We start from the raw sequence: 23125 nt of genomic DNA on the forward strand, positions 1-23125 counted from the left end.
CTCCGGAAGGGGTCCCGCCCGTCCGCGTTTCAGGACCTCAGTGCCCGCAGCACCAGACCCGACGCGGGTTTCGGGCCGAACGACGTCGACTTGCGGGGCATCGTCACGCCCTGGCGGGCGAGGTCGCGTACGACCTCCTCGCGGACCGGGTGCATCAGGACCGCCGTACCGCCGTCGCGTTCCGCCTTCTCGACGGTGGCCGCCGTGTCGTGGATGTACGCGATGTGCGCCGGGGAGTCCTCGGGGATGTGCCAGACGTGTTCGAGGAGCGCGGCGTGCAGGACCGTCGCGTCCAGGGTGCGCCAGGCCTCGGGGCGGTCCGCCGGGACCGTACGGGCCAGCAGGTCCGGGGACGGGCGGTCGATCAGGTGGAAGGCGCCGTCGCCGGCCAGCAGGAAGGCGTTGCCCTCGGCGGCCGCCGCCGCGAGCGCCGTCAGGGCGTCGGCGAGGGGAACCTCCAGGCGCCGTACCCGGAAGTGGGGCGCGACCGCGGCCAGGGCCTCGCTCACCGGCAGTCCATGCAGCAGACGGTGGATCGCGCGGACGCGCAGCGGGTGCCGGGCGGTGTCCACCAACAGCACCAGGCCGTAGTCCCACGGGCCCGGGGAGGGGTGCTCGGCGCGCAGCCGCAGATAGGTCGCCCAGCGGTGGTGGCCGTCCGCGATGAGGGCCTGATGACGGCGGAGGTCCTGGCGGATCTCCGACAGCTCGGCGGGGTCGGTGACCGCCCACAGCCGGTGGCTGAAGCCGTCCTCCGTGGTCGTGGAGAGCAGCGGGTCCCGCTGGGCGGTGCGCTCGACCACCGCGGCCGTGCCGGTCACCGAGCCGTCGCCGCGGTAGGTCAGCAGCAGGGGTTCGAGATTGGCGGAGGTGGCCCGCATCAGGGCCGCGCGGTCGGCGACCACGTGCGGCATGACGTCCTCGTGGGGGAGGACCACGCCGTCCGCGGGCTCCGAGAGGCGGAGCGCACCGATGACACCGCGCTGGAGCAGGCCGCCGTCGCGCTGCTCGTAGACGTACAGGGCCGGCTCGGAGTCGGTGGTGAGGACGCCCTCGGACAGCCACTGCCGCAGGGTGTCCGCCGCCTGCTCGTTGCGGACGGCCGGCGTGGTGTCCTGCGGGAGGATCAGCCGGACGATGTTGTGCGGGTCCGCCGATTCGAGGTGGAGGAGCCCGTCGGGCCGGACCACGACGTCGTACGGCGGGGAGGTCACGGCCGCCAGGCTGCCGACCCGCTCCGGGTCGTAGCGCAGACCCTGGAACGGGACCAGTTCGAGTCCCTCGCACGCCGCTGTTTCGTCCCCGGGACCCGCATAGTTCATTGAGGCATCGTAAGTGTGTCCGTGGCATGCGCGATGATCGGGGGAAAGGGATCGAACGAGGAGCGATGCGCAATGAGCCAGACCGTCAGGACGCGGCCCGACGCCAGTCGGCAGGCCCTGAACGAGGCGTACGACACGGCGCTGCTCGACCTGGACGGAGTGGTGTACGCGGGCGGGAGCGCCATCGCGCACGCCGTGGAGTCGCTCGGCACGGCCCGCTCGGGCGGGATGCACCTCGCGTACGTGACGAACAACGCCCTGCGGACTCCGGACGCCGTGGCCGCGCACCTCACCGAACTGGGGGTCCCGGCCGAGGCGTCGGACGTCATCACCTCGGCGCAGGCGGTCGCCCGGCTGATCAGCGAGCAGGTGCCCGAGGGTGCCCGCGTGCTGGTCATCGGGGGTGAGGGGCTGCGGGTCGCGCTGCGCGAGCGCGGGCTCGAACCGGTCGAGTCGGCCGAGGACGAGCCGGTGGCGGTCGTGCAGGGGTACGGCGGGCCCGAGTTGCCGTGGGGGCGCTTCGCGGAGGCGTGCTACGCCATCGCGCGCGGGGTGCCGTGGTTCGCGTCGAACACCGACCTGACCATCCCGAGCGCGCGCGGGATCGCGCCGGGCAACGGCGCGGCGGTCGAGGTCGTCCGCATCGCCACCGGCGCCGAGCCCCAGGTGGCGGGCAAGCCGCTGCCGCCCATGCACCGGGAGACGGTCCTGCGGACCGGCGCGAAGCGGCCGCTGGTCGTCGGCGACCGGCTGGACACGGACATCGAGGGCGCGTTCAACGGCGAGGTGGACTCGCTGCTCGTACTGACCGGCGTCACCGACGGCGCGCAGCTCCTCGCCGCTCCGCCGCGGCACCGGCCCACCTTCGTCGACGCCGACCTGCGCGGTCTGCTCGCCGGGCAGCCGGAGGTCGCCGAGGCGGGCGACGGTTTCCGGTGCGGCGGCTGGACGGCCACCGCCGGGAGCGAGCGGCTGGAGCTGGACGGCGAGGGCGAGCCCCTCGACGGGCTGCGGGCCCTGTGCGCCGCGGCCTGGACGGCGGCCGGGGACGGGACCTGCGCCCTGGACGGTGCGAAGGCGCTGGCGAAGCTGGGCCTTTAGGGCTCTGCGCCCTGGGCGGCGCGAAAGCGCTGGCGAAATTGGGCTCCAGCCGAGTGGCGTGACACGGCGGCGACGGGGGAGGAGTGCGCGGTGAGTGGGGCGGCGAGAGAGCGTTCTGGCGTGTTCCGTGAGGCGGTTGCCGAGCCGGGTCCGGAACGGGCATCGTGCCAGCATGCGAGGGTAGGCTAACCTAACTGCGTGTTGGTCGACAGTCCTCCAGAACAGCGCGCGGAGACGGCTCCCGCGCCCCCGAACCGTCGGGCGATACGGTCCTTCGGGCTTCTCGCCTCCGTGCTCCTGCTGGTGCTCGTCGCGCTGGCGAGCATTGCGATCGGCGCGAAAGCGCTGCCCATGGACCAGGTGTGGCACGGCCTGTTCCACGACTCGGGCACCTATGGCGACGTCGTGGTCGGCGAACGCGTCTCGCGCACCGTCCTCGGACTGCTCGCCGGCGCCGCGCTGGGACTGTCCGGCGCGGTGCTCCAGGCGCTCACCCGCAACCCGCTGGCCGACCCCGGACTGCTCGGCATCAACGCGGGCGCGTCAGCCGCCGTCGTCACCGCCATCACCTACTTCGGCGTCACCTCGCTGAGCGGCTACGTGTGGTTCGCCTTCTTCGGCGCCGCCGCCGTCGGCGTCCTGGTCTGGTTCCTCGGCGGCAGCAGGGGAGCGACCCCCGTGCGGCTGGCGCTCGCGGGCACCGCGATCAGCGCGGCGCTCTACGGCTACCTCCAGGCCGTGATGATCATGGACAACGCGGCGCTCGGCAAGATGCGCTTCTGGACGGTCGGTTCGCTGTCCTCGGCCACCGACGGGATGATCAAGCAGGTGCTGCCGTTCCTCGCGGTCGGCACGGTCGTCGCGCTCGCCCTGGCCAAACCGCTCAACGCCATGGCGATGGGCGACGACACCGCCCGCGCCCTCGGCGCCGACCTCAACCGCACCCGGGCGCTGTCCATGGCCGCGGCCACCGTGCTCTGCGGCGCGGCCACCGCGGCCTGCGGCCCGATCGTGTTCGTCGGACTGATGGTCCCGCACGTCGTGCGCTCCTTCACCGGACCCGACATGCGCTGGATCCTGCCGTACGCCGCCGTCCTGTCGCCCGTGCTGCTGCTGGGCGCCGACGTGCTGGGCCGGCTGGTGGCGCGTCCCGCGGAGATCCAGGTCGGCATCGTCACCGCGATTCTCGGCGGCCCGGTCTTCATCTACCTCGTACGACGGCGGAGGACGGCACAGCTGTGAAGGCCACACGCAACCCCGCCGTCCGCACCAGGGGCGGACTCTCGGTACGGCTCGACGTGCGCGCCTGCGTCGTCGTCGTGCTGCTGCTCCTGGTCGTGCTCGCCTCGAGCGTCGTCCTCATCGGCACCGGCGACTTCCCGATCCCCGCGGCCGACGTCCTCAGGACGCTGGCCGGCGGCGGGGACGCCGGCCAGGAGTTCATCGTCAACGAACTGCGGCTGCCCCGGGTCCTGGTGGGCATCCTGGTGGGCGCCTCGCTCGGACTCGGCGGCGCGCTCTTCCAGTCCATCTCCCGCAACCCGCTGGGCAGTCCGGACGTGCTCGGCCTCGGACACGGTTCCACGGCCGGCGCGTTGACCATGATCGTGCTGTTCTCGGGCAGCGCGGCCGAGGTCACCCTCGGGGCGCTCGTCGGCGGCCTGGTGACCGGGTTCGCCATCTACGTCCTCGCCTGGAAGCAGGGCGTGCACGGCTACCGCCTGGTCCTGGTCGGCATCGGCGTCTCCGCCGTCGTCACGGCGGTGAACGGCTACCTGCTCACCAAGGCCGACCTGGTCGACGCGACGCGCGCGGTCGTCTGGATGACCGGCTCCCTCAACGGGCGCGACTGGTCGCAGGTCTGGCCGCTGCTCGCCATGTGCGCCGTCCTCGTGCCGCTGGTCCTCGGCAACGCGCGGGGCCTGCGGATGATGGAGATGGGCGACGACGTCTCGTACGCCCTCGGGGTGCGGGTCGAGCGGACCCGGCTCGTCCTGATGGTGTCCGCCGTCCTGCTCACCGCGGGCGCCACCGCCGCCGCCGGCCCCGTCGGCTTCGTGGCGCTCACCGCGCCGCAGCTCGCCCGGCGGCTGACCCGCTCGCCGGGGCCGAACCTGGTGCCCTCGATGTGCATGGGGGCGACCCTCCTGATCGTCGCGGACTGGGCCTCGCAGCGGGCCTTCGGCGCCGACCAGCTGCCCGTCGGCGTCGTGACCGGAGTCGTCGGCGGCCTCTACCTGCTGTGGCTGCTCGTCACCGAGCGAAGGGCGGGCCGGATATGAGCACTCGGAGCGGGCCGCACACGACCACCAAGAGGAGCACCAGCACTGTGAACCGCCTGTCCGCCGACAACGTGACCCTCCGCTACGACCAGCGCGTCATCGCGGAGAAGCTGTCGGTGGAGATCCCCGACAACTCCTTCACCGTCATCGTCGGCCCGAACGCCTGCGGCAAGTCGACGCTGCTGCGCGCCCTTTCGCGGATGCTGAGGCCCGCCGAGGGGCGGGTGCTCCTCGACGGCCAGGTCATCCACTCGATGCCCGCCAAGAAGGTCGCCCGGACGCTCGGGCTGCTGCCGCAGTCGTCCATCGCGCCGGACGGGATCACCGTCGGCGACCTGGTGGGCCGGGGCCGCTACCCCCACCAGGGCCTGCTGCGCCAGTGGTCGTCCGAGGACGAGCGGGTCGTCCGGGACTCGATGGCCTCGACCGGCGTCGCCGAACTCGCCGACCGCTACGTCGACGAGCTCTCCGGCGGACAGCGCCAGCGGGTCTGGATCGCCATGGCCCTCGCCCAGCAGACCCCGCTGCTGCTGCTCGACGAGCCGACGACGTACCTCGACATCCAGCACCAGATCGACGTGCTCGACCTGTGTGCCGAGCTGCACGAGGAGCAGGGCCGCACCCTGGTCGCCGTGCTGCACGACCTCAACCACGCGGCCCGGTACGCGACCCATCTCATCGCCCTGCGCGAGGGCGCGGTCGTCGCCGAGGGGGCGCCGAACGACATCGTCACGGCCGAGCTGGTCGAGGAGGTCTTCGGGCTCCGCTGCCAGGTCATCTCCGACCCGGAGACCGGGACGCCGCTGGTGGTCCCGGCGGCGCGGAAGGCACGGGGCGCCACGGCCGCTCACGCGGTCGGCGCGGCGGCGCTCAGCGCCGAGGGCTGAGGCGGCCCTGGAGCAGGCGCCGACAAACCCTAGAGCAGGCTCCGCAGGCGCAGCAGGTCGCGCAGGCCCGCCTCCAGCTTCACCCTGCCCGAACCCCAGGCCTTCGCGAAGTTCAGCTCACCCGCGACCAGCGAGACCAGGTCGTCGCCGGTCATGGTGAGCCGGATCTGCGCCTTCTCGCGGGGCGGACCCGGGATCGTGTCGAGCACCTCGATCCGGCCGTCCGTGAGCCGGCCGACGAAGGTGGTGTCGAGGTCGGTGACACGGCAGCTCAGCGAGCGGTCCAGGGCCGCGGCGCCGCGCACGTCCCCGTCCGCGCCCGCCAGGTTGTCCGAGAGTTTGTCGAGTGCCGCGCGGCACTCCTCGATCGTCGCCATCGTGATCGACGGTACCGCAGCGCTTCGGGGTAGCGTCGGGGCATGAGCGACTCAGTGCCCCGGGCCGAGGGCCCGCAGGAGACGGCCGGGCCGCGGTCCGGCGTCCCCGCGGACCAGGGACCCGGGCAGCCCGCGGTGCCGGCCGCCCCGGCGCCCGTCGTGTCACCCGGGCAGGAACACGGCACGGAGCCCGGCCCCGCCGGTCCCGGACACGACCCCTCCGCGCCGGCGCCGCTGGGCGTCCCCCGCACCCCCACCGGCCACACCGCCGTCGACGCCCTGCTCGACCGGCTGGCCGACGCGGACCACCTCGCCACGGACGGCCATGCGGAGGTGTACGAGGATGTACACAGGAGCCTGCGCGACGAGCTGACCGCGCTCGACGCACGCCAAGGGCCCCCGGTGCCGTCGCCCCCGACGGCTCCCTTCTCTTCGTACGACCACAGGAGCTGAACCGAACGTGGCAGGAGTGGCACGACGCCGCCTCGATGCCGAGCTGGTCCGCCGCAAGCTCGCCCGCTCGCGCGAGCACGCCGGCCAGCTGATCGCCGCGGGGCGGGTCACCGTGGGCAAGACCCTCGCGACCAAGTCCGCCACACAGGTGGAGACCGCCGCCGCGATCGTGGTGACCCAGGACGACAGCGACCCCGACTACGTCTCGCGCGGCGGGCACAAACTGGCCGGTGCCTTCGAGGCGTTCGTGCCGCTGGGCCTGAAGATCGAGGGACGCAGGGCGCTGGACGCCGGAGCGTCCACGGGCGGCTTCACCGACGTACTGCTGCGCGCGGGCGCCGCCCACGTCGTCGCCGTCGACGTCGGCTACGGACAACTCGCCTGGTCTTTGCAGAGCGATGAACGCGTCACCGTCAAGGACCGTACGAACGTACGCGAGTTGACGTTGGAGGCGATCGATGGGGAGCCCGTGGATCTTGTGGTGGGGGATCTGTCCTTCATCCCGCTCGGACTGGTGCTGCCCGCCCTCGCGCGGTGCGCGGCGCCGGACGCCGATCTGGTGATGATGGTGAAGCCGCAGTTCGAGGTGGGCAGGGAACGGCTGGGCAGCGGCGGTGTCGTCCGCAGCCCGGAGCTGAGGGCCGAGGCGGTGCGCGGTGTGGCCGCGCGCGCCTGGGAACTGGGACTCGGCGTGCGCGGCGTCACGGCCAGCCCGCTGCCCGGACCCTCGGGCAATGTCGAGTACTTTCTGTGGCTGCGTGCCGGGGCGCCCGCACCGGACCCGGCCGACGTCGACCGAGCAGTGGCGGAGGGGCCCCGTTGACTCAGACCCGAGCTCGTACTGTTTTCCTGCTGGCCCACACGGGGCGGCCCGCGGCCATCCGCAGCGCCGAGCTGGTCGTCGAGGGGCTGCTGCGCTCCGGGATCGGCGTGCGCGTCCTGGAGGCGGAGGCGGCCGACCTGCCGCTCCCGGCGACGGTGGAACTGGTCAAGGAGGCCACCCCGCAGTGCCTCGACGGGTGCGAACTGCTGATCGTGCTCGGCGGTGACGGCACCCTGCTGCGCGGCGCCGAGTTCGCCCGCGCCTCCGGCGTCCCCATGCTCGGCGTCAACCTCGGCCGGGTCGGCTTCCTCGCCGAGGCCGAACGCGACGACCTCGACAAGGTCGTCGACCGGGTGGTGACGAAGGCGTACGAGGTCGAGGAGCGGATGACCGTCGACGTCGTCGTGCACCGCAACGGCGACATCGTGCACACCGACTGGGCGCTGAACGAGGCCGCCGTGCAGAAGGTCTCGGCGGAGAAGCTCCTCGAAGTGGTGCTGGAGATCGACGGCCGCCCGGTGACCGGGTTCGGCTGCGACGGCATCGTCTGCGCGACCCCTACCGGCTCCACGGCGTACGCCTTCTCCGCGGGCGGGCCCGTGGTGTGGCCGGAGGTCGAGGCGCTGCTCATGGTGCCGATCAGCGCGCACGCCCTGTTCGCCAAGCCGCTCGTGACCTCGCCGGACTCCGTGCTCGCCGTGGAGGTGCTGCCGCACATCCCGCCCGGCGTCCTGTGGTGCGACGGCCGGCGCACGGTCGAGCTGCCGCCCGGGGCACGGGTCGAGGTGCGCCGGGGAGCCGTCCCGGTGCGGCTCGCGCGGCTGCATCACGCCTCGTTCACCGACCGGCTCGTCGCCAAGTTCGCGCTGCCCGTGTCGGGCTGGCGGGGCGCACCGCACTGACAGCGGGGTGAGGTGCGGGGCGGCCCGTGACGCGGCGGGCCCCTCGCACTCCCCGGGCCGGGGTCCCCAGGGGCCGGGAGGCGGGCCAGGAGCCCGCCCGGGGCTCCCGAGGGGGAGAGGGCGGTCCCGGTCCGTCCGGACGCCGTGGCACCCCCTCCGGGCCGGTGCCGGGGCCCGGGAGCCGGTGACCGTCGGTCCCCGGCGGCGGCTCGCCTCCCGGACTCCGGCGGCGTCCCGGGGATCGCGGGCGGGAAGCCCACTCCCGCGGGTGACAAGGCCCTTTCCCGGGCGTCCGTCACCTGCGCCTTCGCGGGAGCGGGGCAGGGCCCGTCGCACATCGGGTCCCGGACCTCGTAAGGTCGTGTCCGTGTTGGAGGAGATGCGGATACGGTCGCTCGGAGTCATCGACGACGCGGTCGTCGAGCTGTCACCAGGCTTCACCGCCGTGACCGGCGAGACCGGCGCGGGCAAGACGATGGTGGTCACGAGCCTCGGCCTGCTGCTCGGCGGGCGCGCGGACCCGGCCCTCGTGCGGATCGGCGCGAAGAACGCGGTCGTCGAGGGGAGGATCTCCGTACCCGCGGGCGGGACGGCGATCGTGCGGGCCGAGGAGGCGGGAGCCGAACTCGACGACGGCGCGTTGCTCATCAGCCGTACCGTTTCGGCCGAGGGGCGCTCCCGGGCGCACCTGGGCGGCCGCTCGGTCCCCGTCGGCGTGCTGGCGGAGCTGGCCGACGAGCTGGTCGCCGTGCACGGGCAGACAGACCAGCAGGGGCTGCTCAAGCTGTCCCGGCAGCGGCAGGCCCTCGACCGGTACGCCGGTGACGCGGTGGCCGTGCCGCTCGCCAAGTACACCGGCGCCTACCGCAGGCTGCGCGCGATCTCGGCCGAGCTGGACGAGATCACCACGCGCGCGCGGGAACGCGCTCAGGAGGCCGACCTGCTGCGGTTCGGGCTCGACGAGATCGCCGCCGTCGAACCGCGGCCGGGCGAGGACGTGGAGCTGGCCGCCGAGGCCGGGCGGCTGGGGCACGCGGAGGCACTGGCCTCGGCCGCCACCGTCGCGCATGCCGCGCTCGCGGGCAATCCCGAGGACCCGGAGGGCATCGACGCCACGACCCTCGTCGCGGGCGCGCACCGGGCGCTGGAGGCGGTCAGGTCCCACGACTCCGCGCTGGGCGCGCTGGCCGGGCGGATCGGCGAGATCGGCATCCTGCTGGGCGACGTCGCCGGGGAGCTGGCCGGGTACGCCGACGACCTCGACGCCGACCCGCTGCGGCTCGCGGCGGTCGAGGAGCGGCGCGCCGCCCTCACCCAGCTGACCCGCAAGTACGGCGAGGACATCGACGCCGTACTCGCCTGGGCCGAGCGGAGCGCCGCGCGGCTGACCGAGCTGGACGGCGACGACGAGCGGCTCGGGGAACTGACCGCGGAGCGGGACGCGCTCCGGGCCGAACTGGGCGGGCTGGCGCAGGCGCTGACGGACGCCCGCACGGAGGCCGCCGAGCGCTTCGCCGCCGCCGTGACCGCCGAGCTGGCCTCGCTCGCCATGCCGCACGCGCGCGTGTCGTTCGACCTCCGGCAGACCGAGGACCCGGGGGGCGTGGAGGTCGGCGGGCGCACGGTCGCGTACGGGCCGGCCGGTGTCGACGAGGTCGAGCTGTTGCTCGCCCCGCACCCCGGGGCCCCGCCGAGGCCCATCGCCAAGGGCGCCTCGGGCGGTGAGCTGTCGCGGGTGATGCTCGCGGTCGAGGTCGTCTTCGCCGGGACCGACCCCGTGCCGACGTACCTCTTCGACGAGGTCGACGCGGGCGTCGGCGGCAAGGCCGCGGTCGAGATCGGCAGGCGGCTCGCCAAGCTGGCCAAGTCCGCGCAGGTCGTCGTGGTCACGCATCTGCCGCAGGTGGCCGCGTTCGCCGACCGTCAGCTCCTGGTGGAGAAGACGAACGACGGTTCGGTGACCCGGTCCGGGGTGAAGGTCCTGGAGGGCGAGGACCGCATCCGCGAGCTGTCCCGCATGCTCGCGGGCCAGGAGGACTCGGAGACGGCCCGCGCCCACGCGGAGGAGCTCCTGGCGACGGCCAGGGCGGACGGATAACCCCCGGAGAGGCCGGGCACACCTGCTCGCTCCCTGGTGCCACTGCCATGGGGCCGCCTTGTCTCCGTGAGCCGGGGCTCGGCAGGGGCCTAAGCGTCCTGCGGCTCGTGCAGGGCTCGGGTCGCGCTCGTGGCTGTGGCCGGGGCTCAGGCCAGGGGGCCCGTCCGCTCCCCGCGGCCGGGGCTCGGCACGAGGTCGCGCCGGCTTCCGCGGCTGGGCTCCGCTCGGGCGACTGCGGCCGACGCAAGCCCCGGGGCGCCGGGCGGCTGGAGCCCGTGGCAGTCCCGGGGCCGAGGGGCACGGCCCTGGCGGTGCACGACCGCTCGGGCCTGCGCGGCTCCGGCGGACGGGCGCACGCCACCTACGCGGCCATCGGCGGCTCAGGGCCTGTGGCTGACGGACATCGGCAGCCCAGGGGGCGCCGTCGAAGCCGCAGGCCGCGTCTCAAGGAACCTCACGGCCAACGTGGCCTGTGCATCCGCCCGATCGTGTCCTCGCCGGCGGTGCGACGAGTGAGGGCACACGGGGTGGGTGTCCCCGCCCCGGCGGGTCCGGGGCGTCCGCCGGTTCGTAGGGTGGCGGCCATGGCCACACGTACGACCGTCCGCACCGCCCTCGGGCTCGCCGCCGGTGTCACGCGCGCGGGGATCGCCCTGCTGCGCGTCACGGCGCCCGGTGGGCGCGGGCGTTGGGAGCGGACGAACTACGCCGGGCGGACCGTGGAGCTGTACGCGGGCCCCGCCGTGGCCCTCGGAGCGGCGCTGGCCGCCGGGCGCGCCGACCGTGCCGCCGGGTTCGCCGTACTCGCCGCGGGTGCTTGCGGGGCCTACGACGACATCGCCGGCCTGGGCGACTCGAGGCGAGGATTCCGGGCGCACCTCGGTGCCCTCCGCCACGGCGAAGTGACCAGCGGCGCCGTCAAGTTGCTCGGCGTCTCGGCCGCGGGCCTGCTCGCGGGGGCACTGCTCAAGGACCGTCCCGTGGACAAGGTGCTGGCGGGAGTGGTGATCGCCGGGACCGCGCACCTCGTCAACCTCGTGGACGTACGCCCCGGAAGGGCCGCCGGAGCGGTGCTCGTCCTCGGGGCGCCGGGGCTGCTGCGGAAGGGCGCGGCGGCCGGGCTGTCCGCCGCCGCCGTGGGGGCGGCCGTCGCCGTCCTCCCCGACGACCTCGGCGAGCGCGCGATGATCGGCGACACCGGCGCCCACGCCCTCGGCGCCGCCCTGGGCTCAGCCGTCGCGGCCGGCAACGGCAGGACCGGTCTGGTCGCCCACGCGGCGGTGCTGGTGGCCGCGGCGGCTCTCGGCGAGCGAGTGAGCGCGCTGGCGCGCACGCCCTGGCGCGGGCGGCGCTGAGGACGACGGCGCGACCGGCGCGGCGACCGGCGCGCGCCGGACCTCGCGCGCCCCTGGACGGGGGCCGGGCAACGGGCCGGCCCGCCCGCCGGGGCGCTCCCGTACGCGGGGCGGACCGCGCCACTCGTTTTCGGCTCTCGAACCCCGGGACGAAAGGCCGCATCCCTCACTCATGTGAGTGACCACGCCCGTAGAGTTGCCCACCGCGGCGCGGCAGCGGCCGCCCGGTGGTGCCGGAACGGGCGGGTGTCCTGGCATCCTTGACGCAGTACGCGAAGCACGACGTGCGGCACACCCCCTCCGCACGGCCTTCTGTACGTTTCTTCGTGACCGTCCGACGCCGAACCAGGAGCCCCGGCCACGTGAGCCTCGTGAGCAGCCACGCACCGCACGGACAGTCGCCGCTGCGCACCGTGCAGGTGCTCGGCGGCGGCAGCGCGGGCAGCAGCGCGCATGTGCGGTCCCTGGCGTCGGGGCTCGTCGCCCGGGGCGTGCGGGTCACCGTGTGCGCCCCCGCCGAGGCCGAACACGCCTACGGCTTCACCGCGGTGGGCGCCCAGCACGCGGCCGTGCCCCGCAGTGGCGACCCCGCCTCCGTGGCCGCGCTGCGCGCCGCCTGCGCCGAGGCGGACCTGGTGCACGCGCACGGTCTGCACGCGGCGCTGCGGTCGGCGCTCGCGCTCAGCGGCCGGCAGGTCCCGCTCGTGGTCACCTGGCACACCCGGGACCGGGCGGAAGGCGCGCGGGCCCGGCTCTTGCGGCTGCTGGAGCGGCGCGTCGCCCGGGCCGCGACCGTCGTCCTCGGCACCTCCTCCGACCTGGTGGACCGGGCCCGCAGGAGGGGAGCCCGGGACGCGCGGCTGGCCGCGGTCGCGCTTCCGGCGCCGCGCAAGCCCGCCGAGTACGACGAGCAGGACCGGTCGCGGCACAAGGCGCGGGCGGAACTCGGCGCCACCGGCCGCCCGTTGCTCGTCGCCGTCGGCTCCCTCGACCGGCATCGCGGCTACGGCACCCTGCTGAGCGCCGCGCGCGCCTGGCGCCACCTCACGCCCGCGCCCCTGCTCGTCATCGCGGGCGAGGGACCGCTGCGGGCGGAACTCCAGCACCGCATCGAGGACGAGGGCCTGCCGGTGCGGCTGGTCGGACGCCGCGACGACATCGCGGAGCTGCTCGCGGGCGCCGATCTGGCGCTGCTGCCCAGCAGTTGGGAATCGCGCTCCGTCCTCGCCCAGGAAGCCCTGCACGCACGCGTGCCGCTGGTCGCGACCGAGGTCGGAGGCATCCCCGAACTGGTCGGCGACGCGGCCGAACTCGTCCCGTACGGGAACGCGGACGCCCTGGCCGCGGCCGTCGTGCGGCTCCTGGAGGACCCCGGGCGCCGAGAACTCCTCAAGGACCGAGGCGTCCGGCAGGCGGCCACCTGGCCCACCGAGGACGACACGGTCGCCCAGATCCTCAGCGTCTACGACGAGTTGACCCAGCCGCGCCCGCTGCCCTGACCGGTCCGCGCGCCCACGCCCTCGCCGGTGACGGCTACGGCACGTGCCGGCGGGCCCGCAGCGCCAGGCTCAACGCCAGTACCGTCTGCGGGTCGTCCAGGTCGGTGCCGAGCAACTCCCCTATCCGCGCGAGGCGGTTGTACAGCGTCTGCCGGTTGAGGTGCAGTTCGCGGGCCGTCTCCGCCTTGCGTCCGGCATGCGCCAAGTACGTCTGGAGCGTGGGCAGAAGGGGCGGCTTCGACCGCTGGTCGTGCTCGCGGAGCGGACCGATCGCGCGGTCCACGAAGGCCGCCAGGTCCGGATGGTCGCGCAGCCGCCACAGCAGCAGGTCGATGTCCAGGCGCCGGGCGTCGTACCAGGGGCGGTCCGACAGGCCCTGCGCGGCCGTCGCCGTCTCGGCCGCGTGCCGCAGGCCCGCCGAGGCCGCCGCCCAGCCGCCCGCGACGCCGACCACCACCACCGGCGGCTGCGCGCCCGGCCGTTGCATGCCCGCGCGCTCCACCCCGGCCCGCAGCGCCGCGGCGACCCGGTCCGCGACGGCCGCGCGCTCCGACTCCGAGCGCAGGCCGAGCAGCAGGGGCACGCGGCCCTCGACGGGACGTACGCCGAGGAGCACCGGCACCCCCACGGAGGCCAGTTCCTCGGCGACGGCGCGGGCGAGCACCGCCCAGCCGCCGCCCGGCGAGAGCCCGTCCGCCAGGCGCATCACGACCGGCAGCAGCGGACTGCTGCCCGGCTTGAAGCCCAGGACGCGGGCCTGCGCGGGCGCGTCCTCCGCCTGGATACGGCCCTCGGCGAGGTCGGTGAGGAAGTCGCCGCGTCCGCGCGCCGCCAGCTCCTCCTCCTGGCGGGCCTGCATCAGGACGACCGCCAGGATGCCCGCCGCCCGCTCGGCCGCCATCCGGTGCACGGGCGCCGTCGGGGCGCTCACCGGCGTCAGCACCAGCCGGGCGCGGACGGAGCCGGTGCCGGGGCCGCCGCCGGGCACGTCCACGACGGTCGTGCCCGCGGGCGGTTCGTCCTTGTGCTGGCCGCGCAGCCCCTCCCACACCTGGAGCGGGTCGGCGCCCGCGGGTCCGGCGCCGGCCGCGTACAGCAGCCGTCCGTCCGCGGTCTCCAGGAAGACCGGGTTGCCGGCGAAGTCCGCGAGGATGCCGAGCACCTGCGGGATCCCGCCGCCGCCGAGCAGCGCCTCCGTACAGCGCCGGTGCACCTCCTCGGCCCGCTGGAGCAGCGCGTAGTGGCCGTTGACGATCTCGGTGTGGACCTCCTCCGTGACCGTCACGAAGGGCACCTCGCGGTGCAGCTGGACCAGCGGGAGACCGGCCGCGCGGGCCGTCTCCACCAGCGCCGCGGGCAGCCGGGAGAAGCGCGGCCCGAGCTCCACGACCAGCGCGGCGATCCCGCGCTCGGCCAGGGTGCGCACGAAGGCGCGCTGCTCGGCGGGGCGGGTGCCGAGGCCGTACCCCGTGGTGAGGAGCAGTTCGCCGCCCTTGAGGAGCGAGGCGATGTTCGGGACCTCACCCGCGTGGACCCAGCGCACCGTGCGGCTCAGCCGGTCCGCCCCCGCCAGGATCTCGGGCAGCCCGCTGCGCAGTCCGGGCAGCTCCAGCGCGCGCTGCACGGTGATCCCGGCACCCTCGGTGTCGTAACGGCTGTCCATGCAGCGGACGCTACCGGCGTGCGGGTTCCGGGAACATCTCCGACCCGTTACGGGAACGATCAGTGGCCGCCAGGACACGACAATGCGTCGCCCCTGCACGGCAATTGCACGACCTGCTGTCTGTTGTGGCGTGCGTCACGCCGCCGACACACTGTCGCATCCGTTGCACAACCGCGGCCGGATCTTCGGATTCCGTCGCGTCGGCGCGCAGAGAGGGGCGGGAATGACTGAGAAACCCACGCGAGAGGTACACCGGCTCAAAGCGAATTCCGTAGGGCTGGTCGGCGTCGTCTTCATGGCGGTCGCCACCGCGGCGCCGATCACCGCGATGACCGGCAACCTGCCCATCGCGGTCGGCTTCGGCAACGGCACGGGAGCGCCCGCCGGTTACCTCTTCGCCACCGTCGTGCTGACGGTCTTCTCGGTCGGCTACGTCGCCATGGCCAAGCGGATCACGGCGGCGGGCGCCTTCTACGGCTACATCTCGCACGGCCTGGGCCGGATCGCCGGCATGGCCTCCGGAATGCTCGCCGTCCTCGCCTACGTCGTCTTCGAGGCGTCGATCGTCGGCGTCTTCTCGTACTTCGCGAAGACCACCGTGCACGACCAGCTCGGCGCCGACCTGCCCTGGATCGTGTACGCGGCCGCGATGCTCGCGGTCACCGCCGTGCTGTCGTTCTTCGACATCAACCTCACCGCGAAAGCCCTCGGCGTGATGCTGATCGCCGAGATCGCCGTGCTCTTCGCGGTGGCCACGGCCGTGCTGCTCCAGGGCGGCGGCCCGGACGGCATCCCGGTCGAGCCGATCAATCCGAAGAACGCGTTCACCGGCACCTCCGCCGGACTCGGGCTGTTCTTCGCGTTCTGGTCGTGGGTCGGCTTCGAGTCCACCGCGATGTACGGCGAGGAGTCCCGCGACCCGAAGCGCGTCATCCCGCGCGCCACGATCATCTCGGTGGTCGGCGTCGGCATCTTCTACATCTACGTCTCCTGGATGACGATCGCCGGCAACGGCCTGAAGGGCTCGGTCGAGGTCTCCTCCGGGACCAGCCCGCTCGACCTCTTCTTCGACCCGGCGCACGCCTTCATCGGGGCCTGGGCCGTCGACGCCTTCCAATGGCTGCTGATCACCGGCTCGTTCGCCTGCGGGATGGCCTTCCACCAGTGCGCGTCGCGCTACCTGTACGCCATCGGACGGGAGGGCTTCCTGCATCCGGCCCTCGGGCGCACGCACCCGAAGCACGGCTCCCCGTACCTCGCCTCCTTCGTGCAGTCCGTCATCGCCGTGGCGCTCGTCGCCGCGTTCTGGCTGACCGGGCAGGACCCGTACATCCACCTCTACACGCTGCTCGCGATCCTCGGCACGATGGCGATCCTCATCGTGCAGACCCTGTGCTCCTTCGCGGTCATCGGCTACTTCCGCCGCAACCATCCCGAGGACCGGCACTGGTTCAGGACCTTCACGGCGCCCCTGATCGGCGGGATCGGCATGATCGCCGTGGTGGTGCTGCTGGTGCTGAACCTGGACACCGCGGCCGGCACGGCGGCGGGCTCGCTCTTCTTCGAGGCCATCCCGTGGATCGTCGGCCTCGTCTTCTTCGGCGGCCTCGGCCTCGGCTGGTACCTGAAGGCCCGGCACCCGGAGCGCTACGAGATCATCGGCCGCATCGTCCTGGAGGACGCGGCCGAGCGCACGCACGACGTCAAGGAACCCTCCGCCACCGTCTGAGGAGCTCTGCCGTGTCCCGTACGCACCCCATGCACGTCCTGCGAACCCTCGCCGCCGACCACGCCGCCGCCCACCGGCTCGGCATCCCCGTGGCGGAGGCGCGCGGCCGGCGCGTGAGCCGCCGGACCGTCCTGAAGGGCGCCGCGGCGGCGGGTCTCGCCACCGCCGCCGCCACCGGCCCCGCCGTCGCGCCCGCGGTCGCCGCCACCGCGACGGCACCCCGCATCGCGGTCGTGGGCGCCGGCATCGCCGGGCTCACCGCCGCCCTCACCCTGCGCGACGCGGGCCTGGCCTGCACGCTCTACGAGGCCAACCCGGACCGCGTGGGCGGCCGGATGTACACACAGCGCGACCACTGGGCGTGGGGCCAGACCTCCGAGATCGGCGGGGAGCTGATCGACACCAGCCACAAGAAGATGCTGGAACTGTGCCGCCGCTTCGGGCTCCCCACGGAGGACTTCCTCGGCGGCGGCCCCAACGGAGCGGAGGAGGTGCTCTGGTTCGGAGGCGCGTACTACCCGCGCGAGCAGGCCGACGAGGACTTCAAGGGCGTCTACCAGGCCCTGCGCCGTGATCTGTCGGAGGCGGGGGAGGTGCTGTGGAACCAGACCACGCCCACCGGCACCGCCCTGGACGACATGTCCCTGTACGACTGGATCGAGTCCCGGGTGCCGGGCGGCCACGACTCGCCGCTCGGCCGGTTCTTCGACGTCGCGTACACCGTCGAGTACGGCGCCGACACCGTCGACCAGTCCTCGCTCGCCCTGGTCCTGCTGATGGGCTACCAGACCAATCCGGGCAACTTCAACGTCTGGGGGCTGTCCAACGAGCGCTACCACATCACCGGAGGCAACGACCGGCTCCCGCAGGCCATCGCCGACTACCTGCCCGACGGGACCATCCGCCACGGCTGGTCGCTGACCGCGCTCAGGGCCAACGCCGACGGGACGCAGACCCTGACGTTCACGGAGGCCGGCGCCACGCGCACCGTCACCGCGGACCACACCGTGCTGTGCGTCCCGCTGCCGGTCCTGCAGACACTGGACCTGACCAGGTCCGGCTTCGACCCGCGCATGCGCGACCTGCTGCGCGACGCCCGCATGGGGCACTGCACCAAGCTCAACATGCAGTTCTCCGGCCGGCCCTGGCGCGGCACCGGCGCCTGGCCCGGCGTCTCCGCGGGCGACTGCTTCACCGACACCGACGTCCAGCAGACCTGGGACACCACCAAGGTGCAGCCCGGCACCGGCGGCATCCTCCTCCAGTACGGCGGCGGCGGCCTCGCCGGATCCCTCACCCCAGCCGGCCCGTTCTCCAAGGAGAGCGACCCCTACGTCACCGCCCTGGCGAAGAAGCACCTCAAGGGCATCGACGCCTTCTTCCCCGGTACGTCGGCGGCCTGGACCGGGAAGGCCCAGCTGTCCGCCTGGCACCTCAACCCGTACGCCCTGGGCGCCTATTCGTACTGGCCGGTGGGCTACCTCCACCGGTACGCGGGCTACGAGGGCGTCGCCCAGGGCAACGTCCACATCGGCGGCGAGCACTGTTCGTACGACTTCCAGGGGTTCATGGAGGGCGGCGCGACCGAGGGCGAGCGGGCGGCCCGGGAGGTGATCTCCGCCGTCATGTGATCCCCGCACGGACGGCGGCCCCGCTCCCGCCCGGACGTACCGGCAGGGAGCGGGGCCGCCGCTCGGAACCGCGGGTCAGCCGCCGTAGGCCCCGCTCGCCGTCAGCCGCAGAGCCGTGTCGATCAGCGGCACGTGGCTGAACGCCTGCGGGAAGTTGCCGACCTGGCGCTGGAGCCGCGGGTCCCACTCCTCGGCGAGCAGACCGAGGTCGTTGCGCAGGGCGAGCAGCTTCTCGAACAGCTTGCGGGCCTCGTCGACCCGGCCGATCATCGCGAGGTCGTCCGCCATCCAGAACGAGCAGGCGAGGAACGCGCCCTCGTCGCCCTCCAGACCGTCCACGCCCGCGTGCTCACCGGACGTCGGGTAGCGCAGGATGAAGCCGTCCTCGGTGGACAGCTCGCGCTGGATCGCCTCGATCGTGCCGATCACGCGCTTGTCGTCCGGCGGCAGGAAGCCCATCTGCGGGATCAGCAGCAGCGAGGCGTCCAGCTCCTGGGAGCCGTACGACTGCGTGAACGTGTTGCGCTCCTTGTCGTAGCCCTTCTCGCACACGTCCCGGTGGATGTCGTCGCGCAGCTCGCGCCACTTCTCCAGCGGGCCGTCCGCGTCGCCCGACTCGATGAGCTTGATGGTGCGGTCGACGGCGACCCAGGCCATCACCTTGGAGTGCACGAAGTGCCGGCGCGGACCGCGCACCTCCCAGATGCCCTCGTCCGGCTGGTCCCAGTGGTCCTCCAGGTAGCGGATCAGCTTGAGCTGGAGCAGCGAGGCGTAGTCGTTGCGGGACAGGCCCGTCATGTGCGCCAGGTGCAGGGCCTCGGTGACCTCGCCGTACACGTCCAGCTGGAGCTGGTGGGCGGCGCCGTTGCCCACGCGCACCGGCGCCGACTTCTCGTACCCGGGCAGCCAGTCCAGCTCCGCCTCGCCGAGCTCCCGCTCGCCCGCGATGCCGTACATGATCTGCAGGTTCTCGGGGTCGCCGGCGACCGCGCGCAGCAGCCACTCGCGCCAGGCGCGGGCCTCCTCGCGGTAGCCGGTGCGCAGCAGTGAGGACAGGGTGATCGCCGCGTCGCGCAGCCAGGTGTAGCGGTAGTCCCAGTTGCGGACGCCGCCGATCTCCTCGGGCAGGGAGGTCGTGGGCGCGGCGACGATGCCGCCCGTCGGGGCGTACGTCAGGGCCTTCAGCGTGATCAGGGAGCGGACGACGGCCTCCCGGTAGGGGCCGTGGTACGTGCACTGGTCCACCCAGTCGCGCCAGAACTCCTCCGTCGCCTCCAGGGACTGCTCGGGCTCGGGCAGCGCGGGCGGCTGCTTGTGCGAGGGCTCCCAGGAGATGGTGAACGCGATCCGCTCACCCGGCGCCACCGTGAAGTCGGCGTACGTGGTGAGCGCCTTGCCGTAGGTCTCGCACGCTGTGTCGAACCACACGGAGTCGGGACCCGCGACGGCCACCGTCCGGCCCTCGTGCTTGTGCACCCAGGGCACCACGCGGCCGTACGAGAACCGCATCCGCAGGGCGGAGCGCATCGGCACCCGGCCGGTGACGCCCTCGACGATCCGGATCAGCTGCGGCGCGCCGTCACGCGGGGGCATGAAATCGATCACTCGAACCGTGCCGCGTGGGGTGTCCCACTCGGATTCGAGGATCAGCGAGTCGCCGCGGTACCTGCGCCGGGCCGCGGTGGGCGGCTCGGCGTCGGCCGCGTGCGCCGGTCCGAGCCTCCAGAAGCCGTGCTCCTCGGTGCCCAGCAGCCCGGCGAAGATGGCATGCGAGTCGAAGCGGGGCAGGCACAGCCAGTCGACTGTGCCGTCCCGGCAGACCAGCGCCGCTGTCTGCATGTCTCCGATGAGTGCGTAGTCCTCGATGCGCCCGGCCACGTGCATCTCCAGTCGAACGGCCACGTCGCCCCCGAGGGGCGGTCGCTCTTGCGGTCAAGGGGTCTGTGTTAAGCGTCGTCGCGAAACGACGGAAGGCTTATGCGAATGTCGTTGCGAAACGAACTGACGAGCTCTCGTGTTCCGGGATGCGGACGTGGGTGGTGCCGTCTACCGGCCGGTCTCGGCAGTGAGTGTCCGAGCAGGATACGACGCACCTCGATGATCCGCGTGCCCCTCCCGGCAACCGGACTCGGCCGGACGAGTGAGCAGAGGGTGAGGGGTGCGGAAGCCGTGAGCGGGTGTGTGCGGGGTCCGTGTCGGTGTGTGCGCGGAGCGTGGCCGGAAGCACTCCGGTTCTGGCGCTGATACCCTGGTAGCCCGTGGACCGGAGGGCGAGAAACCCCCGAACCGCAGCGACGGCGCCCCCGTAAATCCGGTACTTCCGGGTCGGACCGCCGGTACGCACCCCAGACCGCGACCACGGGAGCCCCCTCTTGGCCATGCCGCCCGCTGCTTTTCGAAACAGCAACGCCACGACGACCAAGCACATCTTCGTCACCGGGGGTGTCGCCTCCTCCCTCGGCAAGGGACTGACGGCCTCCAGCCTGGGCGCGCTGCTCAAGGCGCGGGGTCTGCGGGTCACGATGCAGAAGCTCGACCCGTACCTGAACGTCGACCCGGGCACGATGAACCCCTTCCAGCACGGTGAGGTGTTCGTCACCAACGACGGCGCCGAGACCGACCTGGACATCGGGCACTACGAGCGCTTCCTCGACGTCGACCTCGACGGCAGCGCCAACGTCACCACCGGGCAGGTGTACTCGACGGTCATCGCCAAGGAGCGGCGCGGCGAGTACCTGGGCGACACCGTGCAGGTCATCCCGCACATCACCAACGAGATCAAGCACCGCATCCGCCGGATGGCCACCGACGACGTCGACGTCGTCATCACGGAGGTCGGCGGCACGGTCGGCGACATCGAGTCGCTGCCGTTCCTGGAGACGGTCCGCCAGGTCCGTCACGAGGTCGGCCGCGACAACGTGTTCGTGGTGCACATCTCCCTCCTTCCCTACATCGGCCCGTCCGGTGAGCTGAAGACGAAGCCGACGCAGCACTCGGTCGCGGCGCTGCGCAACATCGGTATCCAGCCGGACGCCATCGTGCTGCGCGCCGACCGGGACGTGCCGACCGCCATCAAGCGCAAGATCTCGCTGATGTGCGACGTCGACGAGGCCGCCGTGGTGGCGGCGATCGACGCCAAGTCGATCTACGACATCCCGAAGGTGCTGCACACCGAGGGCCTGGACGCCTACGTCGTCCGCAAGCTGGACCTGCCGTTCCGCGACGTGGACTGGACGACCTGGGACGACCTGCTCGACCGGGTCCACAACCCGCTGCACGAGATCAACCTCGCGCTGGTCGGCAAGTACATCGACCTGCCCGACGCCTACCTCTCGGTCACCGAGGCGCTGCGCGCGGGCGGTTTCGCCAACAAGGCCCGCGTCAAGATCAAGTGGGTCACCTCGGACGACTGCAAGACCCCGGCGGGCGCCGCCAAGCAACTCGGCGACGTGGACGCGATCTGCATCCCCGGCGGCTTCGGCGACCGCGGCGTCTCCGGCAAGGTCGGCGCCATCCAGTACGCCCGTGAGAACAGGATCCCGCTGCTCGGCCTGTGCCTGGGCCTGCAGTGCATCGTGATCGAGGCCGCGCGGAACCTGGCCGACATCCCCGACGCCAACTCCACCGAGTTCGACTCCGCCACCGGCCACCCGGTCATCTCCACGATGGCCGAGCAGCTGGACATCGTGGCCGGCGAGGGCGACATGGGCGGCACGATGCGGCTGGGCATGTATCCGGCCAAGCTGGCCGAGGGCTCGATCGTGCGCGAGGTGTACGACGACAAGGAGTACGTCGAGGAGCGCCACCGTCACCGCTACGAGGTGAACAACGCCTACCGCGCCGAGCTGGAGAAGAAGGCGGGCCTCCAGTTCTCCGGCACCTCCCCGGACGGCAAGCTCGTGGAGTACGTCGAGTACCCCCGTGAGGTGCACCCCTACCTGGTGGCGACGCAGGCGCACCCCGAGCTGCGCTCGCGCCCGACCCGGCCGCACCCGCTCTTCGCGGGCCTGGTGAAGGCGGCCGTGGAGCGCAAGACGGGTAAGTGACACGAGGGTTGTACGGTTGCCGGGGTACGCGTCTTTCGAGGCGCGTGCCCCGGTTTCTGTCGCCGGTGCACCGTGGCCGATTCCCGTCGGCCGTGACCGGCGTCTTCACGGACGTGTGGGAGGACACAGGGCATGACGATCAAGGACACCGCCGAGGAGTGGGAGGTCCGCGCGAGCGAGACCCCCTTCGTCGGGAACAAGACCTCCGTCCGCACGGACGACGTGGTCATGCCCGACGGATCGGTCGTCCGCCGCGACTACCAGGTGCACCCGGGCTCCGTGGCCGTCCTCGCCCTCGACGACCAGGACCGCGTGCTGGTCATCCGCCAGTACCGCCACCCCGTGCGCCACAAGCTCTGGGAGATCCCGGCCGGACTGCTCGACATCCCCGGTGAGAACCCGCTGCACGCGGCCCAGCGCGAGCTGTACGAGGAGGCGCACGTCAAGGCCGAGGACTGGCGCGTGCTGACGGACGTCTACACGACACCCGGCGGCTGCGACGAGGCGGTGCGGATCTTCCTCGCCCGCGATCTGTCCGAGGCCGAGGGCGTGCGTTTCGAGGTCGCGGAGGAGGAGGCCGACATGGAGCTGGCGCGCCTGTCCGTCGACGAGCTCGTCCGCGGGGTGCTCGCCGGGGAACTGCACAACAACTGCCTCGTCGTCGGCGTCCTCTCCCTGGTCGCCGCGAGGAACGGCGACGGGCTCGACGCGCTGCGCCCGGCGGAGGCCCCTTGGCCCGCCCGTCCGTTCGAGTCCTGAGCTGTCGCGCGCGTCCGCACTCGAGCGTCCCGAGCGTCCGGTGTGACGATCGGCTGATCCGATCGAGGGACCCTGCCGCCGTGCTCCACCCGGTTCGTCGCAGAGCGTGAACTAGGGTCCTCGTGTCGGGTCCTTGTGAGGCCGCGGAGATCCGTCGGCAGGGCCCTGGAAAGGGCCCTAGGCTCGGAAAACGCCCCG

At 73.1% G+C, this 23125-nt stretch carries 18 protein-coding genes; 14 read left to right on the forward strand and 4 right to left on the reverse strand.

Features of this window, described 5'->3' with window-relative positions; genetic code table 11:
- Positions 1-29: 29 nt before the first annotated feature.
- Positions 30-1322 (reverse strand): DUF1015 domain-containing protein, encoded by a 1293-nt coding sequence (locus tag ACWGIS_RS32225; protein ID WP_453366033.1) that lies wholly within the window; start codon positions 1320-1322, stop codon positions 30-32.
- Positions 1323-1394: 72 nt separating this feature from the next.
- Here ACWGIS_RS32225 and ACWGIS_RS32230 point away from each other — a divergent pair, with 72 nt between their 5' ends.
- The 4 genes from ACWGIS_RS32230 to ACWGIS_RS32245 all read left to right on the forward strand — a co-directional run bounded on the left by ACWGIS_RS32230 (position 1395) and on the right by ACWGIS_RS32245 (position 5592).
- Positions 1395-2423, forward strand: coding sequence for an HAD hydrolase-like protein (locus ACWGIS_RS32230; RefSeq protein WP_453366034.1), 1029 nt, complete (start codon positions 1395-1397; stop codon positions 2421-2423).
- Between the two features lie 198 nt (positions 2424-2621).
- Positions 2622-3665: a FecCD family ABC transporter permease gene (locus tag ACWGIS_RS32235; RefSeq protein ID WP_453366035.1), complete on the forward strand. Its 1044-nt coding sequence runs from the start codon at positions 2622-2624 to the stop codon at positions 3663-3665.
- A complete protein-coding gene (locus ACWGIS_RS32240; RefSeq protein ID WP_453366036.1) occupies positions 3662-4705 on the forward strand; it encodes a FecCD family ABC transporter permease in 1044 nt (347 codons plus the stop codon). The genes ACWGIS_RS32235 and ACWGIS_RS32240 overlap by 4 nt, the downstream gene beginning before the upstream one ends.
- Positions 4702-5592: an ABC transporter ATP-binding protein gene (locus ACWGIS_RS32245; RefSeq protein WP_453366037.1), complete on the forward strand. Its 891-nt coding sequence runs from the start codon at positions 4702-4704 to the stop codon at positions 5590-5592. Before ACWGIS_RS32240 ends, ACWGIS_RS32245 begins: the two co-directional genes overlap by 4 nt.
- Positions 5593-5621: 29 nt before the next feature.
- On the opposite strand, the gene ACWGIS_RS32250 is transcribed toward ACWGIS_RS32245, so the two are convergent.
- Positions 5622-5969, reverse strand: coding sequence for an alkyl sulfatase C-terminal domain-containing protein (locus ACWGIS_RS32250; protein WP_453366038.1), 348 nt, complete (start codon positions 5967-5969; stop codon positions 5622-5624).
- Positions 5970-6011: 42 nt separating this feature from the next.
- On the opposite strand from ACWGIS_RS32250, the gene ACWGIS_RS32255 reads away from it, so the two are divergent.
- The 6 genes from ACWGIS_RS32255 (at position 6012) to ACWGIS_RS32280 (ending at position 13099) form a co-directional block, all read left to right on the forward strand.
- On the forward strand, positions 6012-6422 hold the full coding sequence (locus tag ACWGIS_RS32255) for a hypothetical protein (RefSeq protein ID WP_453366039.1): 411 nt from the start codon (positions 6012-6014) through the stop codon (positions 6420-6422).
- A 7-nt stretch (positions 6423-6429) separates the two neighbouring features.
- Entirely contained in the window at positions 6430-7245 is an 816-nt protein-coding gene (locus ACWGIS_RS32260; protein ID WP_453366040.1) for a TlyA family RNA methyltransferase, read from the forward strand.
- Positions 7242-8147: an NAD kinase gene (locus ACWGIS_RS32265; protein ID WP_121403893.1), complete on the forward strand. Its 906-nt coding sequence runs from the start codon at positions 7242-7244 to the stop codon at positions 8145-8147. The genes ACWGIS_RS32260 and ACWGIS_RS32265 overlap by 4 nt, the downstream gene beginning before the upstream one ends.
- Positions 8148-8526: 379 nt before the next feature.
- Complete coding sequence (gene recN / locus ACWGIS_RS32270) at positions 8527-10245, forward strand: DNA repair protein RecN (protein WP_453366067.1); 1719 nt, start codon at positions 8527-8529, stop codon at positions 10243-10245.
- A gap of 584 nt (positions 10246-10829) precedes the next feature.
- Complete coding sequence (locus tag ACWGIS_RS32275) at positions 10830-11600, forward strand: hypothetical protein (RefSeq protein WP_453366041.1); 771 nt, start codon at positions 10830-10832, stop codon at positions 11598-11600.
- 362 nt (positions 11601-11962) lie between these two features.
- Positions 11963-13099, forward strand: coding sequence for a glycosyltransferase family 4 protein (locus ACWGIS_RS32280; protein ID WP_453366042.1), 1137 nt, complete (start codon positions 11963-11965; stop codon positions 13097-13099).
- Between the two features lie 34 nt (positions 13100-13133).
- On the opposite strand, the gene ACWGIS_RS32285 is transcribed toward ACWGIS_RS32280, so the two are convergent.
- The gene (locus ACWGIS_RS32285) at positions 13134-14762 is read right to left on the reverse strand and encodes a PucR family transcriptional regulator (protein WP_453366043.1); all 1629 of its coding nucleotides are present in this window, start codon (positions 14760-14762) and stop codon (positions 13134-13136) included.
- A gap of 223 nt (positions 14763-14985) precedes the next feature.
- On the opposite strand from ACWGIS_RS32285, the gene ACWGIS_RS32290 reads away from it, so the two are divergent.
- A complete protein-coding gene (locus tag ACWGIS_RS32290) occupies positions 14986-16491 on the forward strand; it encodes an APC family permease (protein WP_453366044.1) in 1506 nt (501 codons plus the stop codon).
- Between the two features lie 11 nt (positions 16492-16502).
- Positions 16503-18122, forward strand: coding sequence for a flavin monoamine oxidase family protein (locus ACWGIS_RS32295; protein ID WP_453366045.1), 1620 nt, complete (start codon positions 16503-16505; stop codon positions 18120-18122).
- A 75-nt stretch (positions 18123-18197) separates the two neighbouring features.
- On the opposite strand, the gene ACWGIS_RS32300 is transcribed toward ACWGIS_RS32295, so the two are convergent.
- Positions 18198-20000, reverse strand: coding sequence for a glycoside hydrolase family 15 protein (locus ACWGIS_RS32300; protein ID WP_453366068.1), 1803 nt, complete (start codon positions 19998-20000; stop codon positions 18198-18200).
- Between the two features lie 500 nt (positions 20001-20500).
- Here ACWGIS_RS32300 and ACWGIS_RS32305 point away from each other — a divergent pair, with 500 nt between their 5' ends.
- A complete protein-coding gene (locus ACWGIS_RS32305) occupies positions 20501-22168 on the forward strand; it encodes a CTP synthase (RefSeq protein ID WP_453366069.1) in 1668 nt (555 codons plus the stop codon).
- A gap of 132 nt (positions 22169-22300) precedes the next feature.
- Complete coding sequence (locus tag ACWGIS_RS32310) at positions 22301-22927, forward strand: NUDIX domain-containing protein (protein WP_453366046.1); 627 nt, start codon at positions 22301-22303, stop codon at positions 22925-22927.
- The last annotated feature ends 198 nt before the right edge of the window (positions 22928-23125 follow it).

It is taken from the genome of Streptomyces sp. NPDC054842 (genome assembly GCF_053611025.1).